Genomic DNA, 13,755 nt, shown 5'->3' with positions numbered 1-13,755 from the left:
GTTTTCGGGGCTACCCGGGGTGCACGATTCTTGACCTCCTACGGTCCGCTGCCTCCGACAGAGCAGGACATCCCTGGCCCAACCTCACTCCAGCCAGCGCCCGGGTGGACGGCTACTGCTAGGACCCGACCGGGCAAAGTCGCGAGGCTGGTCAATCGGCATCGGCGAGGGAAAACCCCGGCTGGGGAAGACGACCCCGAGGCCGGCTCTCTTGCCCGCACCCCAGTCACGCCTGCCTACCCGCAGATCGTCGCCGTGTTCACCAGCGGCGCCGGTCGGTTGCGCGCGAGGGAGATCTGCCAGGTTCTGGGCAGTGGCATCGATCCCCGACGCACAGAGTGGATGCGTTCGAAGCTCAAGAAGCTCGTCGCCCGCGGCATCCTCACCGAGCCTGAGGCGGGCTTGTTCGCCCTCACCACGAAGCCCGGCGTGCAACGCGAAGGTCCGTAGACGGCAGCCGGCATGAGGTATTGACGGTTGCATTGATGCATCGCCGTCGCTGCACCTCCGAGCGGTCCCGTGTGGTGCTGGCGGGGCTGTTCCAGGCCACCGTACTGCGTCGGGCTATCCGTGATCGAAGAAGCCTTCGTCCGCGATCGCAGAGACGGCGGATTCGATGTTCTCGCGCGTGACACTCGGGACCACCAGTAGGCGCCTAGCCTTGAAGTGCCCGAGCCGGGCAGTCTCGCTGGTTACTGACTGTGCAAGTCGAACCGGGTCGTACACCTCGACGACCTGCGCGTCACCGTCCCACGTGACGGTGACATCCAGCCAGCCCTTGGCCTCCTGTATTGCCCAGTCGTAGTCGTCCATGGGTGCAGGCCACTCGATCCGAAAATCCATGACCGAATCCTGCCTCACACACGACTGCCGTGACTCGCGCTGCACGAGACCTCACATAACGACCTCTGAGCCATGACCTGCTCGAATGCGGGTGCGTCACCGACCTGGCCCAGGCGCGATCGCGAATGCGAGGGGCCTGCAGTGGCCTTCCGCGGCGAGGCGGATCTTCGTGGTCGGCCCGCTGCGGGATCGTCGAGGGCATGGTCGGCCGGCTCGCCGACCCGGGCTCCTTTTGACGCGCCCTGGCAGCGTGCTGATGAGCGCGGACGATCGTGGAGTCGACAGCGACGACCCAGTCGGGGTCGCCTTCGACGTCGGCCTGGGTGAGGAGGGAGGTGAAGACCTTCTCCCAGGTGCCGTCGGCCGCCCACGTCCGAAGCCGGTTGTGGGCGCCCTTCCACGACCCGAAGTGCTCGGGCAGGTCCATCCACGGTGTCCCGGTGTGGTACTTGAACGCGATTGCGTCCGTGCTGGTGATCCCGCCACCGCCCTCCCCTCTTCGGTGTCCGATCCGGCAGTAGCGGCTCGGTGCGTGCCCACTGGGCGTCAGCCACAACGACCGACAGGTCCGCTGGCCGGCATCCTCCCGTACGACATCCGCCTTGTAGGGGCGGACGTGGTCTTCGGCATGTCCGCCCAGGTCACTACGGCTGTAGCGGCAGCCCAGGTAAGAGAGAGCCGTGGTGCTCGGCGCGCAGCCGGGCCAGGGTCCGCCGACCGCGCTCGACCAGTTCGGGATCACCGTGGTCGGAGCCGTAGGCGATCCCGCTGACCGAGTCGAGGGCCGCGTCGATGACCAGACGTGCCTGTTCGGCCGGGGTCAGGGGCCTGCCGTACCCGGCCAGAAACGCCTCGAACAGGTCCGGGCGGCCGGCCCAGGCGTCGGACAAGCGGACCAGATCCCGTACGGCCGGTCCCGGCTCACTGCGCTCGAGGTCGATCACCGCCACGACGACCTCAAGGCCGTCCGTCTCGTCGGCGGCGTCAGAGGTGGAGAGGATGTTGCGGAGCTGGAAATCGCCGTGGGTCTCCACCCACTCCAGCGGTGGCAGGTCCTCGGCCTGCCGGACGAGCTCGCGGACGAACTCCTCATCGCCCGGGAGCAGATGAGACCGCGCCCTGGCCAGGTGCCGATCGGCCTTGGCCACGGACGGGCCGCTGCCAGCAGGAGCGGGCCGTGGCAGAGAAGCTTGGTGGATGTGGCGGGCCAGCGCGCCGATCCGTTGGAAGACCGCCCTCTCCCGCCCCGGTGCCAGAACAGCGCCGTGCAGCGGGCGGCCCGGCACCGCGGTGAGGACCACCGCCCGCAGCGTCTCGTCGGCGGCGACCAGCCGCGGCGCGGCCGCCCCCAGCTCCCGCGCCCACGTTCGTAGCCCCCGCACTTCCCTGCGGTGGAACCGCTCGTTCTGGTGGACCTTCACATACCAGGTGCCGTTCTGGACGCCGTGGACCCGCCACACGCGGCTCTCCTCGCGCGCCCATGAGGTATCCGTCCACTGCGCGATCCGGCCGACTGCCTGCTCCGCGAATTCCACCACCGCGGCGTCGGGACGGGCGCCGGACGCCTGGCCGGTCACGTCCGGCACGATGCGCAGCCGGTTGGCGCAGGGGTCGAAGGCGATGGTGTCGCCGGGCAGTTGGAAGTGCACGGCGAGCCGCGCGCCGACGGTGTAGGCGTCCAGGCCCGCACGGCAGTACGCCACCATTGGGGCGGGCAGGGCGGTAAGGGGTGCCCAGTCCATCGCGTCGCAGATATCCGGCTCGGCGATCTCGGGCTCGCCCTTCCACCGCTGGACCTCGAAGAAGTGCCCGGTCCGGGAGGCGCCTCCGGGGCTGCGGTGGTGCACGGTCACGGCGGCCCGCACGTCGGCCGGGTCGATGACGACACCGGTCTCCTCCCGCGCCTCGCGGACCAGGGCGGTGACCACGTCCTCATGCGGACCGTCCAGATGCCCCGACGGCAGGTGCCACAGGCCGGCGGCGTACACCTGCCCGGCCCTCCGGGACAGCAGAACCTGAGGCCCGTCGGCGGTCTCCCGGCGCAGGATCAGGTGGACGTCCACCGGCTCGGTGTGCCGCTGCCCGCCGCTCATCGCGATCCCTCCGGACGCCGGGCGAGCAGAACCCTGAACGCCGCTTCCTCGACCAGAGCCCCGTCCACCGCGTGCGCGTGGAGAAGGGCGAGGGCCTCGTCCTCGAACGCCTGGTGCCGCTCTGCGAAGAGCTCAGGAGCGGCGAAGGACGTGGTGCGCAGGTAGCCGAGCACCTCCTGCGGCGCCCAGGTGCGGGTCACCGGGAAGAGGTGTTCGGTGACGTCGTTGAACGCCGAGTCGGCGAGGTCCTCTTCGTACGAGCGGCGGGGCTCGGTGTAGGAACGGCGGGCGCCCGCCCGGCGCTCGGCGCCCAGGTAGCGCTGGATCAATTCGCGCAGCGCACGGGTCCAGGCGGCGTCGTGGGTCCATAGGCTCCCGTCGCCCATGATCGCCACTGCGGCATCCGGTGTGGCGACCCGGTCGGCCATCTCCAGGACCGCCGGGCCGTTCATCCAGTGGTAGGACCGGCAGCAGGTGATCAGGTCCGGGCCGGAGTCCGGTTCGCCCGGCAGTGTCGCGAGCGGTTCGTAGGCGTCGGCCGCCGCGTGGACCAGGGTGAGGGTGCAGTGGCCGAGCACAGGCTGGAGGGCTTGCCTGGCCTGATGCAGCATCTGCGGGCTGACGTCGACGGCTTCGATGTGCGTCAGGTCAGCGCCGGCGGACAGGAGCGCGAAGGGCACCTGCCCGGTTCCGGTGCCCAGGTCGAGCAGCACCGGGGACGGCCGGCCCTGCAGCGTGTCGGCGAGCAGGCGCGCCGCCGCGTCCGGCAGGCCGGGGCGGTGGCGGGCGTAGGTCAGCGCCGCGCCCTCGAACATGGCCTCCTGCTCCGGTGCAAGGCCCGGAAGGGGCCCGTCGGGGTAGGTCACGAGGTGGCTCCCTCATCGAGCGGGTGGGGGGCGGGTAGTTGCCAGGACAGGCGTCCGCACTCGGACGCGGCGCGCTGCCCGCCGTCCGCGTCGAAGGAGAGGCGGTAGCGGTCGGGGGAGCGTGCGACCCGCCACCGGTCGGCGAGGTCCTGGATCTCTTTCCAGATGTCCCGCGGCCCTTGGACGGTGACGCTCCAGCGCCGGTGGCCCACCGGCTCCGCGCGCATCCAGGATCCGCAGCCGGGTGCGCCGATCACGAGGTGCTCAGAGCCGAAGTCCCGCACCAGACCTCCGAGGAGGTGGTCGGCCGCCAGCCAGAAACCGCGGTCGCGGTCCTCGGGCGGCGCCAGCTTGCTCCGCTGGGTCCACGTACCCGGTTCGCTGGTCATGCGCTGCCGGAACTCCTCGGTGAGCCAGATCCGCTCCATACCGTGCCCGGCCCGGTGGGCGAACTCCACGGCCCGCAGCTCCGCCGTGACATGCCCATCTGCGGTGCGCTCGACGACGGCGAGGCCGGGCCACGACGGGGACGCGCTGGTCACGTGTGTCAGCAGTGTGCCACCGGGAGCGAGTTGCTCCACCAGGGCCTTTGGCACGCGCTCCACCGCGTACGACACGAAGATCCGGTCGAACTCCCGGCCCGGGACGCCCTGTTCGCCCGAAGCGCACACCACCTGCGGCCGGAAGCCGAGGTCGGCCAGGTGGGCGGCGGCCGCGTCGGTGAGGTGCCGGTCCCGGTCGAGGGTGACCACCCCCCGGTCGCCGCAGACCTGGCAGGCCACCGCGGCGGTCACCCCCGCGCCCGTCCCGACGTCCAGCACCCGCAGGCCCGGGCGCAGATCCAGCTCCTCCAGCAGCGAGGCGGTCAAGCCCATCACCGTCGACATCGATGTGATCGACGCCCCCGACCGCGTCCCGCGCGCCCGGCCCAGCAGCGGCTCCCCGTCGTGCTGGACGAGCACACTGGCCCCGCCGTACAGCAGCCCGAGCAGCTCGGGGCGGTCCAGCGGTGCCGACCAGTCCAGCAGATCCCACTGCGGCAACTCCTCTCCCGGCCCGCTGCGCCGTACGTACGCCTGCGGCATCAGCACTTCGCGGGGCAGCGCGAGGAGGGCGTCGCGGACCGGGCCCGGCCCCAGAGACCCTTCCTCCTCAAGCCGGGAGACCATCACCGCCCGCGCGGCTGCCGGATCCGCTTCCGTATCCGTCGGCGTGGCCCCGCCGACCGGGCCGCCGGCGGGACAGGTGTCCAGAGTGCTCATCGCTCGCCCCAGCCCTGCTCGGAGTAAGGGCGCCCCCGAAGGATTCCGTCGATCGCCCGGCGGGTGTACTGCACGACCGCTTCCGGAAGGTCCTGCGGCTTCCACCACCGCCACTCCACGCACCGGTCGGGCTCCAGGACCTCCGGGTCGCCGGTCCAGGAGCGGGCCTGGAAGACGAGCGCGATCCTCGGCCGGGCGTCGGGGGAGTCGACGTGGTGCACCGTGTGGACGAGATCGACGTCCTCGGGTGCGATGGTGAGGCCCGCTTCCTCCTTTGCTTCCCGGACCAGGCAGTCGATCGCCGTTTCCCGCTCGCAGTGGCCGGCCAGGAAGTGCCAGGTGTCCGGCGCGTACGTGGAGTCCGGGTGGCGCAGGCCGAGGAGGATCCGACCCTGGTCGTCCTGGAGATGGAGGTGAACGCCGACGATGTGCAGCTCGGTTCCCGGCGGAGCCTCGTCGGCCAGCGGGCCGGTGTCGTCCGGTAGTTCCTTCGCAGCGGGGTGCTCGGCCGCGTGGCGCCGGATCAGCTCTCCGAGCCCGGGGCTCAGGCGCAGCCGGTCGAGCATGTCCACGGTGCACCACGTCAGCAGGACACCTTCGCGGAGATCCACCGCCTCGGCATCACCGCTCCAGTGCCCGGCGTAGACGCGGATGGGCACGGCCAGGCCGTCGACGCTCGTAGCCTCCTGGACGGCGAACGGCATCAGGCCCGTGGGTTCCAGGCCCGGTACCTCCTCGGCGAGCTCGCGCTGCAGTGTCGCCTCGAGGCCGGCATCGTCCCGCGACCGTTTGCCTCCCACGAGGGCCAGGACCCAGGGCTCCCACATGCCTTCGCGGTCATCTCGTAGATGAAGGAGGTACCGGCCGGCTCCGTCGTGGATCAGGGCGTTGGCGCTGACGGGCTCCGGGCGCCCATCCAGGCCGTGCGGCTCGGCAGCGAGGAGCTTGGCCCGCAGTGTGGGCGAGCGCACGTCGGCGTACGGGAGCCACTGGGCGCCGGCGACTTCCTCGTCCTGCAGAGCGAGCGCGGGCGGTTGCTCGGCGGTGAGGTAGAACGCGAAGCGGACATCGAAGTGCTGGTGAGCGGCCTCGCCCTTGGCCGCATTGGCGTCGATGTCATGGACGTCCACGTCGATCGGCTCGTCGAGGAACTGCGGAGTCAGGCACAGGTCGCCGGGACGCAGCCCGGCCTCTTCGCACACCTCCCGCACGGCCGCGGCCAGGAGCGTACGGTCACCCGCTTCAACGTGGCCGCCTGGAGCGAGAAGCAGCCCCGTCACCCGATGTCCGATGTGGAGCACCCGACGGTCGCGGTCGATGACCACCGCGCTGCAGGTGACGTGACCGGGCAGCGTGGCGCGGCTCGACGGCTCCCCGGCGCCGTCCAGGACAGCCGGCAACCCCTCCAGAGCGTCCCGTTCCTCGGCATGCCGGCTGAGATAGGCCTCGACGGTCGCGCGGATATGAGAGCGGGAGGGCGGCACGTGATCACCTCGGACGTTGGAGGGCAGGGAGTAGGTGCTGAGCGGGAGGGGCGCGCCCGACGGCGGGTCCGCCGATGACGGCTCCGGGCAAGGGGCCGTGTCCGGGTTCGTGCTCACGGGCCGCCTTCCGAGGAGCGGTCGTGCCGCACATCCACGGCGACTGCGGGATTCGGGACGATCGGCCCCGACGGCGTCGGAGGTGGGATGACCTCGGCTGAAGAAGGAGCCACGGCAGGTGAGCCGGGCATGTCCTTCAGACTGCGCAGCGGGGAGCGGTAGAGAACCACGAGGGGGACGACGAGGAGGCAGGTACCGGCAACCAGGGTGGGGCGCACACCGATCCACGTGCCGAGCCCGCCGGCGAGGAGCGCGGCCACCGGCCGTGCACCGGAGGTGAGCCAGGTACTCACGGCCTGCATGCGGGCCTGCATGCCGTCGGCGGTGACGACCTGGCGAATGGTGCGCTGGGTCGTCCCCGCCGCCCCGGCGCAAGCCAGCTGAAGGAACAGGGCGGCACCGATGGCGAACTGCCAGACCAGGCCCGGGGAGGCGAGGAGCAGAGGGACCTGGGTGAGCGGAGTGATCGCGAGCGCGGCGAGCATCATCGGCCCGGGCCCGTACCGCGCCGCGAGCGACGGGGCGGCCAGAGCGCCGGCCGCCGCGCCCAGGGCTCCGAGTCCCAGAACCACGCCGAAGGCGGTCGGGCCCAGGGCCAGGGACCGGAGCAGGTACAGCGCCCACAAGGTATTGAGGAGCGCCAGGGCGAACGACGTCGTGGCGTTGACGAGGGTCAGGGTGCGCAGTCGGTGGTCGCCATGCACATAGCGCAGGCCCTCACCGATCTCGGTGTGCAGCCGGCGTTCTTCCGCTGCCGGCCGGGGGCTTTCGGGGGCCTGGATGAGGGCGGTGCACCAGGCGCTGACGAGGTAGGAAAGGACGTCCCCGAGGAGTGCCCGGGCCGGGCCGAGGAGCGCGGTCAGGGCGGCGCCGAGGTTGCTGCCCGCGGTGGCGGCGACGGCGAAGAGGCTGCCGATGCGGCTGTTGCTCCGCTGGAGCAGGGACCGGTCGACCAGGCCGGGCAGGAGACTGATCGCGGCGGCATCGTTCAGCACCCCCGCCGCGCCCTGCACGGCCGCGACCACCATCAGCTGGGTCAGGGACAGCCGGTCCAGCGCGGCCGCCACCGGCACACTGGCCAGCGCGACAGCGCTGACCAGGTCGCCGGTGATCATCTGCTTCCGCTTGGAATGGCGGTCGGCGAGGGCCCCGGCGTGCAAGGCCAGCAGGGCGGGCGGCAGTTGGCCCAGGAACGTCAGCCAGGCGACCTCGGCGGTGCTGGCGTCCAGTTCGAGCACCGCCAGCACGGGGATCACCATGGTGCTGATCGAGCTGCCGGTCACGCTGGCTGCCTGCCCGGTCAGGTAGCACCGGAAGTCGCGGTGCCGCCACAGCGACAGCCGGGCGCCGGGGGAGGAGGGGTCAGTGGAGGAGATCACGGAGCACCTCCTCGGCTTCCGTCAGGCGCTCGCACAGCACACGCTGCGCCTGATGCCGGTCCCGCCCGTACGCCTCCAGCTGAGAGGTGACCGCGGACGGGTCGTCGAGCGGTTCGGACAGGGGATATGCCGAGCAGGCCAGATAGCCGGCCGCTACCCGTGGCACCGTCAGCAGGTCTTCCGTCGACATGGCCGGGTTGGCCTCCCGGTAGGCAGCGACGGCTGCGGCCATGCCCGCGGGCCAGTTGGGGGCGGCGAGAACCGTGCGCGGGTCGAGCACGATGCGACCCAGCTCCCACATCGGGCTGCGGTGCGACGGCGGCCGGAAGTCGATCACTGCGGCGACCCTCTCGCCTTTCAGCATCAAGTTCAGGGAGGAAAGGTCGCCGTGAACGATCTGCACGGCGAGGGTCGGCGGGAGTGCTTTGAGCATGGAAGCCGTGGCGGGTAGTCCCTCCAGCCGCTCCCGAGCGGCTTCCCTCGCCCATACCTCGAAGGAGCAGCTCGGGGGCTGCTTCGCATAGCGGCCGAGCAGTCGCTCCAAGCGCTGTCGGCCCCGCTTGACATCGCAGACCTCGCGGGCGGGGGCGTGGCGCGGCGGCCCGTCCGGATGACGGGCGAGGCTGCGGTGCAGCCGGCCCACGGTCTCGCCGACGGCGGCCCACCGCTTGCCGGACAGACCGCCTTCCGCTGTCTCGGCACCTTCAAGGAACGCGGTGACGGAAACCGACAACCCGCCGCCCGCCGCGATGAGATCACCGTCGAGGGTGCGGCGCATCACCGGTGCCGGGACCCCGCCGCGCGCGGCGAACTCGGCCAACTCGAGGGCACGCTGCTCGGCACCCAGATCAGCACTCGCCGGATAGGCCTTCACGAACCATCGCCGGCCGTCGGCGTCCCGGGCCACGTAGTTGCAGGTGGCGGTCCCGGACGGCCCCTCGGAGACCTCGGTCGAGACGATGCGGTAGTACAGCGCCAGGACTTCCGCCACCACCATCACGGCGGACCCCGCGCTCACCGTGACACCACCGAGGCCCCAGTGCAGCCCAGCAGCTCGCGCAGGCCCCGGGCGTCGGACTGCAACTGCTCCTCGCCCTGACGGCCGTGATCGAGGACGTCGAAAGGGAGCGGGCCGCCGGGCGCCGGATCCTGGGCGGCGGAGCGCCGGGGCGTGATGTGGAAGTGGGCATGTGGCACGGCGTTACCGAGGAGCTGGTAGTTGAGCTTCAGCGGGCGGTAGTACTGCTCCACCGCGCGACCGGCGGCCGGCGCCTCGTTCCAGAAACCCGCGGCTTCAGCGGAGGTCATCGCGGTCGGCTCGGCGACGTGCCGCGCGGTGAAGATCACCACCACATAGCCGCGGACCTGACCGCTGCGCCACAGGTAGGCGTTGGCGAACGGCCCCTTGTTGATCAGCAGGCCCCACTCGATGTCCTCGGCGGTGAAGTCGTTGGTGCAGATCGGGCAGTCGATCCCGGCCAGGTGGTCCTCGAAGTGCTGCGGCCCTTCAGTGCGTGGGGCGGGCGCGATCCGCCTGTCGGCGGCGCTCATCCGCTGTCCCCGTTCCTGCTCGGAGCCTCGGCCTGGTAGGCGGCGGCTTGGAGGGTGAACATCTGGTGGTACTCGCCGTGTTGAGCCATCAGCGAGGTGTGATCACCGCTTTCGATGATCTGGCCGTCCTGGAACACGAAGATCCGATCGCACTCGATCACGCTGGCCAGCCGATGGGAGATCAGGATCGTGATGCGGTCCGCGCGACGGCGGCCGCGCAGCACAGCGGTGTAGGCGGCGTGCTCGGCACGCGGGTCCATGCTGGCGGTCGGCTCGTCGAGCAGGAGGACCGCGGCGTCCTTGTAGAGACCGCGGGCCACGGCGAACTTCGCCCAGTTCCCGCCGGAGAGTTCTTCGCCGTCCTTGAACCGCTTCGAGAGCGGGGTCGTCCACTGCTGGCGCAGCCCGGCAATGACCCGGTCAGCGCCGGACGCCGTCGCGGCCTCGTGTGCCCGCTCCGGATCGGCCCGCGTGATCGTCCCGGTGGAGATGGTGATGTTCGCGAGGGCCGAGAGCGGCCACTCCACCGGGTCCTGGAGGACCATGGCTACCTGGGCCTGCACGCTTTCGGCGTCCATCGTCAGCACGTCGGTGCCGTCCCAGGTGATGCTGCCGGCCGTCGGCTCGTACAACCCGGCGATCAGTTTGGACATCGTGGACTTGCCCGAGCCGTTCGCCCCCACGAACGCGACGGTGGAGCCTGCGGTCAGTTCCAGGGACACGCCGTTGAGCGCGGGCCTCTTCCCATCGGGGTAGGTGTAGGCGACGTTCGCGATGCTGATCGTCTTGACCTGGCCGGGTGCGGCGAGCCCGGTGCGGCGTGGGAGCAGCGTGCGGCACTTCTCCAGGAAGGTGTACAGGTCCGACACCCACAGGGCGTGCTCGTACACGTAGTGCGTCGCGAGGACGATCCGGGTCAGGGTGCCCTGGCTGGCCCGGATCGCCAGAACGGCGCCGCCGCCGGAGGCCAGCGGCAGCCAGCCCTCGATCGTCATCCAGGCGAGCGCGGCGTAGGTCAGGCCGGTGGCCACACCGCCGACTGCTCGGCCGAACAGCGCCGTGCGGGCCTCGGCCCGCCCCAGCCGGGTGTCCTCCTCCTCGATCCGCCGGGCGATGCGTTCGTGCTCGCCCAGCAACGCCGGCTGCGCGGTCGAGGAGCGCAGCTCCGCGGCAGCGTCCCGGTCCAGCAGCAGCCAGGTGAACAGCCGCACGCGCCGTTGGAGGGTGCTGTAGCGGACCTGGCTGAGAAAGCGCATGCGTGCGGAGCGCACCGAGGCGAGCCCCTGCGGAATCACCGAGGCGAGAAGCAGCGGCAGAAGAAGGGGGTGGAGCAGGGTCAGAACAGAGGCGGCACCGATGAGGCCGAGGAGCGCGGACGCGAGTTCCATGATCTGGGTGATGGACTGGCGCGCGTAGTAGAGCCCCCGGTCGTTGGCGCGGTTGGAGTCGTCCGCCCAGTTCGCGTCGTCGACGGCCTCAAGCCGCACGTGGGCCGCCAGGCGAAGGAAATCCATCTCGACAATGCGGCGGATCTTCGGTGTCAGCCGGGCCTGATACAAGGCGACCCCGGCATCGAGCACGGCACGGAACATCAGCAGCCCAGCCACCAGAGCAAGGGACGGGAACGCGGCGCGGATCCGGTCCGGGGTGGCGCCCTGGGCGAAGAGGGCTTGCAGGACGCCGATCGAGGCCAGGAGCCCGAACGCCGCCATCGCCGCGGAACCCAGCTGCAGGACGATCACGGCCGAGGTGGCCCGTGCGTCGGCGCGCCACGCCATCCCCAATACGCGGCGGATGATCGCGGGGAGCTTGGCGAAGATCTTCCACATGCTGGTGCGGGAGGCCTCACCATCCCAGGTCGACCAGTAGGCATCCTTGAGTTCGTCGCCAAGCTCCGCGCCTTCGGGCGAGGGCGGGGCAGATGCCGGAGGGAGCGGCAGGGGCTCGGTACGTGCGTGCGGTACGGATCGGGCGTTCGGTGCGGCCGGGCGCAACGGATCGGTCATGGTCGGCTCCCGATGACCGCGTGCCGCGCTGCCGGGACAGGTCGGCTGAGCGCCCGGCGGCCACCGTCGTGGGTGACGGGCGACAGCGACGAAGGGGCGTGCCGACACGTCTGCGTCCCGCCGTGGCGGGACGCCGCTGCATGGGTGGGCTCGCTCATGCGGTCCACCTCGTATCCGGTCGTGCTGAGCGGTGGGCGACGGCGTCAACCCGCTGTGCCTGGCGGGCGAGAGGAGTATTCGAGGGCCGCCGCTGTTCGAATCCGAGAGGCTGATGCGCAAGGGCGAGTACGGGATTCATGGTGTCCTCCATCTGGGCGCGTGAGGGGTACTGGTGCTCTAAGAACGTCCCCCGTGGGGGTCCGTAACGGCTTGGCCGGGGGCAGATATTGGACGAATGTTCTATTGATGGGTAGTGGGTGCCAGGGCCGCGCCCGGGGGCGGGGCGATGCACTCGAACGCGGCGTGTCACCCGTTCGTGGACTTGTCCTCGCGGCCGTGGACGCATGCCTGTGGCGGCAGCGTCGGTCGGGCCGCTGCCGGGTCGGTGGCGGGGCCAGGTCAGGGGGCGGAGCGTTCCAGGGCCTCGTTCCAGGCGTCGACGCCGTCCGGGGCGAGGAGTGGCGCGACGGGGCTGTCGAGATACTCGTGCTCGACGAAGTACAGGCCGGCGGTTCCGGCGTGGCTGGGGAAGAGCTTGTTCAGGCGGCGAGTGACGGCTTCCGGCGCGGCGTCTTCGGCGTCGAGGAGCCGACGGGCGAGGATCTTGCGGTTCCACACGTCCAGGCCGAAGGAGTCACTGTTCCGGGGCGCGTGGGAGGCCATGATCGCGGTGGTGCAGGGGCCGACGCCCTTGACCTGCTGGAAGGTCTGCACGAGGTCGCTGGTGCTCTGGAGTTCCTCGGTGGTGTGATCACGGAAGAAGGCGGCGAAGTGGGGCAGGGTCTTGGCGCGGTATCCGAGGCGGTCCTGCTCCTTGAAGGTCTCGGCGGAGACGTGCGCCAGTTCCTCGGGCGTGAACCAGGCCCGGAGCGTGATGCCGTCGAAGTGGACGAGCCGGCCGTGGTGGGTGAGGAGGCATGTGCCGGGCCGTCAGGTCCGGGAAGTCTTCGCTTGGATCCGGGTGGTTCCCCGGCGATCAGCAAGGCGATAGCCGCGCGTCCGTGTCGCTGTCCGGAACCACCGGATGGTCCGCAGTCAGGGAGCGGATGCCCGGTATCGGCGAGGGCAGCAACCAGAGCAGGGACAGCGCTCCGCCGACGGCCCCGATGAGGAGGGTCGCCCGGAGGCCGATGAGGGTCGCGAGGAGGCCGCCGAAGACGGCGCCCACAGGGCGTAAGCCGTAATTGATCGTGCTGTACGCACCGGCGACTCGACTGCGCATGCCATCGGGGATCACGTTCGCCTGAAGGGAGTTGAGGTTGACGTCGAACAGCATGACGCCGACTCCGGAGAGGAACTCGGCCACGGCCAAGGATCCGGCGCGAGCCCAGAGGGGGCCGCCCGCAGCAGCAGAGATGGCGATCGGTGCCGGGAACAGCACAGCGCCCACGACGATGCTGCGGCCCACGCCGAGTCTTCGCGAGATCTTCGGGGCGATCACCGCGCCAAGGAGCGAGCCGGTGGCGCAAGGTAGTTGGGCACGATTGCCGAGCGCTTCGAGTGCCCCTGGCTCACGCCTTGCCCCGGCGTGTCGCACGCGTCACGGTGGATGGTGACCGGGGCCGGCGCCCCCTTTGACCGGTCACGTTGTGGTGGCCGGGCCGGGCCGGGCCGGATCCGGGTGAGGACGGTGGTCTTCATGGCCGACGTGGCCGACCGGATAGGGAACGTCACCCGGCAGCGTTACGAACAGCTCGTCACCCGGGCGAAGGAGCTGATCGCACAGATCGCGAGGGCGCAGTTCGCCCTGGGTGACATGGCTTTGGAGATCGAGCCGATGCGGTCGGCGGGCGGGTCGATGCCGAACGGCACGGAGGACCTGTTCACGGTGACGGAGTCGTCGCAGATGTTCGCGGACGACATCGGCGTCGAGCGCCGGTGGCAGTGATGGCCTGCGATGGGGTCTGGCACAAGTTCCGTGAAGCGTGCACGGTGAGTAATTGGTTGGGGGCAGCCGTCCTGACTGGCTAGGCTCCGTCGCCATGAGCGGACCGG

At 70.7% G+C, this 13,755-nt stretch carries 14 protein-coding genes; 2 read left to right on the top strand and 12 right to left on the bottom strand.

All coding sequences use genetic code 11. The features are described from left to right. The first annotated feature begins 255 nt into the window (after window positions 1-255). The gene (locus tag ACH4S8_RS44750) at window positions 256-450 is read left to right on the top strand and encodes a hypothetical protein (protein WP_398405063.1); all 195 of its coding nucleotides are present in this window, start codon (window positions 256-258) and stop codon (window positions 448-450) included. A gap of 114 nt (window positions 451-564) precedes the next feature. Here the strand turns inward: ACH4S8_RS44750 and ACH4S8_RS44745 are convergent, their stop codons facing one another. The 12 genes from ACH4S8_RS44745 to ACH4S8_RS44690 all read right to left on the bottom strand — a co-directional run bounded on the left by ACH4S8_RS44745 (window position 565) and on the right by ACH4S8_RS44690 (window position 13,297). After that, window positions 565-813: a hypothetical protein gene (locus ACH4S8_RS44745; RefSeq protein WP_398405061.1), complete on the bottom strand. Its 249-nt coding sequence runs from the start codon at window positions 811-813 to the stop codon at window positions 565-567. Beyond that, the gene (locus ACH4S8_RS44740; RefSeq protein ID WP_398405059.1) at window positions 743-1,585 is read right to left on the bottom strand and encodes a transposase; all 843 of its coding nucleotides are present in this window, start codon (window positions 1,583-1,585) and stop codon (window positions 743-745) included. The genes ACH4S8_RS44745 and ACH4S8_RS44740 overlap by 71 nt, the downstream gene beginning before the upstream one ends. Continuing rightward, window positions 1,488-2,936 carry a phosphotransferase gene (locus ACH4S8_RS44735; protein WP_398405057.1) on the bottom strand — a complete coding sequence of 483 codons (1,449 nt, stop codon included), beginning with the start codon at window positions 2,934-2,936 and terminating at the stop codon, window positions 1,488-1,490. The genes ACH4S8_RS44740 and ACH4S8_RS44735 overlap by 98 nt, the downstream gene beginning before the upstream one ends. Beyond that, on the bottom strand, window positions 2,933-3,802 hold the full coding sequence (locus ACH4S8_RS44730) for a class I SAM-dependent methyltransferase (protein WP_398405055.1): 870 nt from the start codon (window positions 3,800-3,802) through the stop codon (window positions 2,933-2,935). Before ACH4S8_RS44730 ends, ACH4S8_RS44735 begins: the two co-directional genes overlap by 4 nt. Further along, window positions 3,799-5,064 carry a protein-L-isoaspartate O-methyltransferase gene (locus tag ACH4S8_RS44725; RefSeq protein WP_398405053.1) on the bottom strand — a complete coding sequence of 422 codons (1,266 nt, stop codon included), beginning with the start codon at window positions 5,062-5,064 and terminating at the stop codon, window positions 3,799-3,801. Before ACH4S8_RS44725 ends, ACH4S8_RS44730 begins: the two co-directional genes overlap by 4 nt. After that, complete coding sequence (locus ACH4S8_RS44720) at window positions 5,061-6,665, bottom strand: NUDIX domain-containing protein (protein ID WP_398405051.1); 1,605 nt, start codon at window positions 6,663-6,665, stop codon at window positions 5,061-5,063. Before ACH4S8_RS44720 ends, ACH4S8_RS44725 begins: the two co-directional genes overlap by 4 nt. Further along, window positions 6,662-8,044 carry an MFS transporter gene (locus ACH4S8_RS44715; RefSeq protein ID WP_398405049.1) on the bottom strand — a complete coding sequence of 461 codons (1,383 nt, stop codon included), beginning with the start codon at window positions 8,042-8,044 and terminating at the stop codon, window positions 6,662-6,664. The genes ACH4S8_RS44720 and ACH4S8_RS44715 overlap by 4 nt, the downstream gene beginning before the upstream one ends. Continuing rightward, on the bottom strand, window positions 8,028-9,062 hold the full coding sequence (locus ACH4S8_RS44710) for a phosphotransferase enzyme family protein (protein WP_398405047.1): 1,035 nt from the start codon (window positions 9,060-9,062) through the stop codon (window positions 8,028-8,030). Before ACH4S8_RS44710 ends, ACH4S8_RS44715 begins: the two co-directional genes overlap by 17 nt. Further along, window positions 9,059-9,595, bottom strand: a complete 537-nt coding sequence (locus ACH4S8_RS44705) for an HIT family protein (RefSeq protein WP_398405045.1) — start codon at window positions 9,593-9,595, stop codon at window positions 9,059-9,061. Before ACH4S8_RS44705 ends, ACH4S8_RS44710 begins: the two co-directional genes overlap by 4 nt. Then, window positions 9,592-11,601, bottom strand: a complete 2,010-nt coding sequence (locus ACH4S8_RS44700; protein WP_398405043.1) for an ATP-binding cassette domain-containing protein — start codon at window positions 11,599-11,601, stop codon at window positions 9,592-9,594. Before ACH4S8_RS44700 ends, ACH4S8_RS44705 begins: the two co-directional genes overlap by 4 nt. A 558-nt stretch (window positions 11,602-12,159) precedes the next feature. After that, window positions 12,160-12,474 carry a hypothetical protein gene (locus tag ACH4S8_RS44695; protein WP_398405041.1) on the bottom strand — a complete coding sequence of 105 codons (315 nt, stop codon included), beginning with the start codon at window positions 12,472-12,474 and terminating at the stop codon, window positions 12,160-12,162. 262 nt (window positions 12,475-12,736) lie between these two features. Beyond that, window positions 12,737-13,297, bottom strand: coding sequence for an MFS transporter (locus ACH4S8_RS44690; RefSeq protein WP_398405039.1), 561 nt, complete (start codon window positions 13,295-13,297; stop codon window positions 12,737-12,739). A gap of 102 nt (window positions 13,298-13,399) precedes the next feature. Here ACH4S8_RS44690 and ACH4S8_RS44685 point away from each other — a divergent pair, with 102 nt between their 5' ends. Continuing rightward, complete coding sequence (locus ACH4S8_RS44685) at window positions 13,400-13,648, top strand: hypothetical protein (protein ID WP_398405037.1); 249 nt, start codon at window positions 13,400-13,402, stop codon at window positions 13,646-13,648. Window positions 13,649-13,755 lie beyond the last annotated feature (107 nt).

The organism is Streptomyces sp. NPDC021080, from assembly GCF_044333225.1.
Classification (GTDB): Bacteria; Actinomycetota; Actinomycetes; order Streptomycetales; family Streptomycetaceae; genus Streptomyces.
The sequence above is the reverse complement of the archived record's forward strand: the minus strand, read 5'-3'. Positions and strand labels throughout refer to the sequence as shown.

Bases quoted from the DNA above. Each gene is read 5' to 3' on its own strand.
- ACH4S8_RS44725 (WP_398405053.1), bottom strand. From the start codon at position 5,064: ATGAGCACTCTGGACACCTGTCCCGCCGGCGGCCCGGTCGGCGGGGCC.
- ACH4S8_RS44685 (WP_398405037.1), top strand. From the start codon at position 13,400: ATGGCCGACGTGGCCGACCGGATAGGGAACGTCACCCGGCAGCGTTAC.
- ACH4S8_RS44705 (WP_398405045.1), bottom strand. From the start codon at position 9,595: ATGAGCGCCGCCGACAGGCGGATCGCGCCCGCCCCACGCACTGAAGGG.
- ACH4S8_RS44735 (WP_398405057.1), bottom strand. From the start codon at position 2,936: ATGAGCGGCGGGCAGCGGCACACCGAGCCGGTGGACGTCCACCTGATC.
- ACH4S8_RS44745 (WP_398405061.1), bottom strand. From the start codon at position 813: ATGGACGACTACGACTGGGCAATACAGGAGGCCAAGGGCTGGCTGGAT.
- ACH4S8_RS44700 (WP_398405043.1), bottom strand. From the start codon at position 11,601: ATGACCGATCCGTTGCGCCCGGCCGCACCGAACGCCCGATCCGTACCG.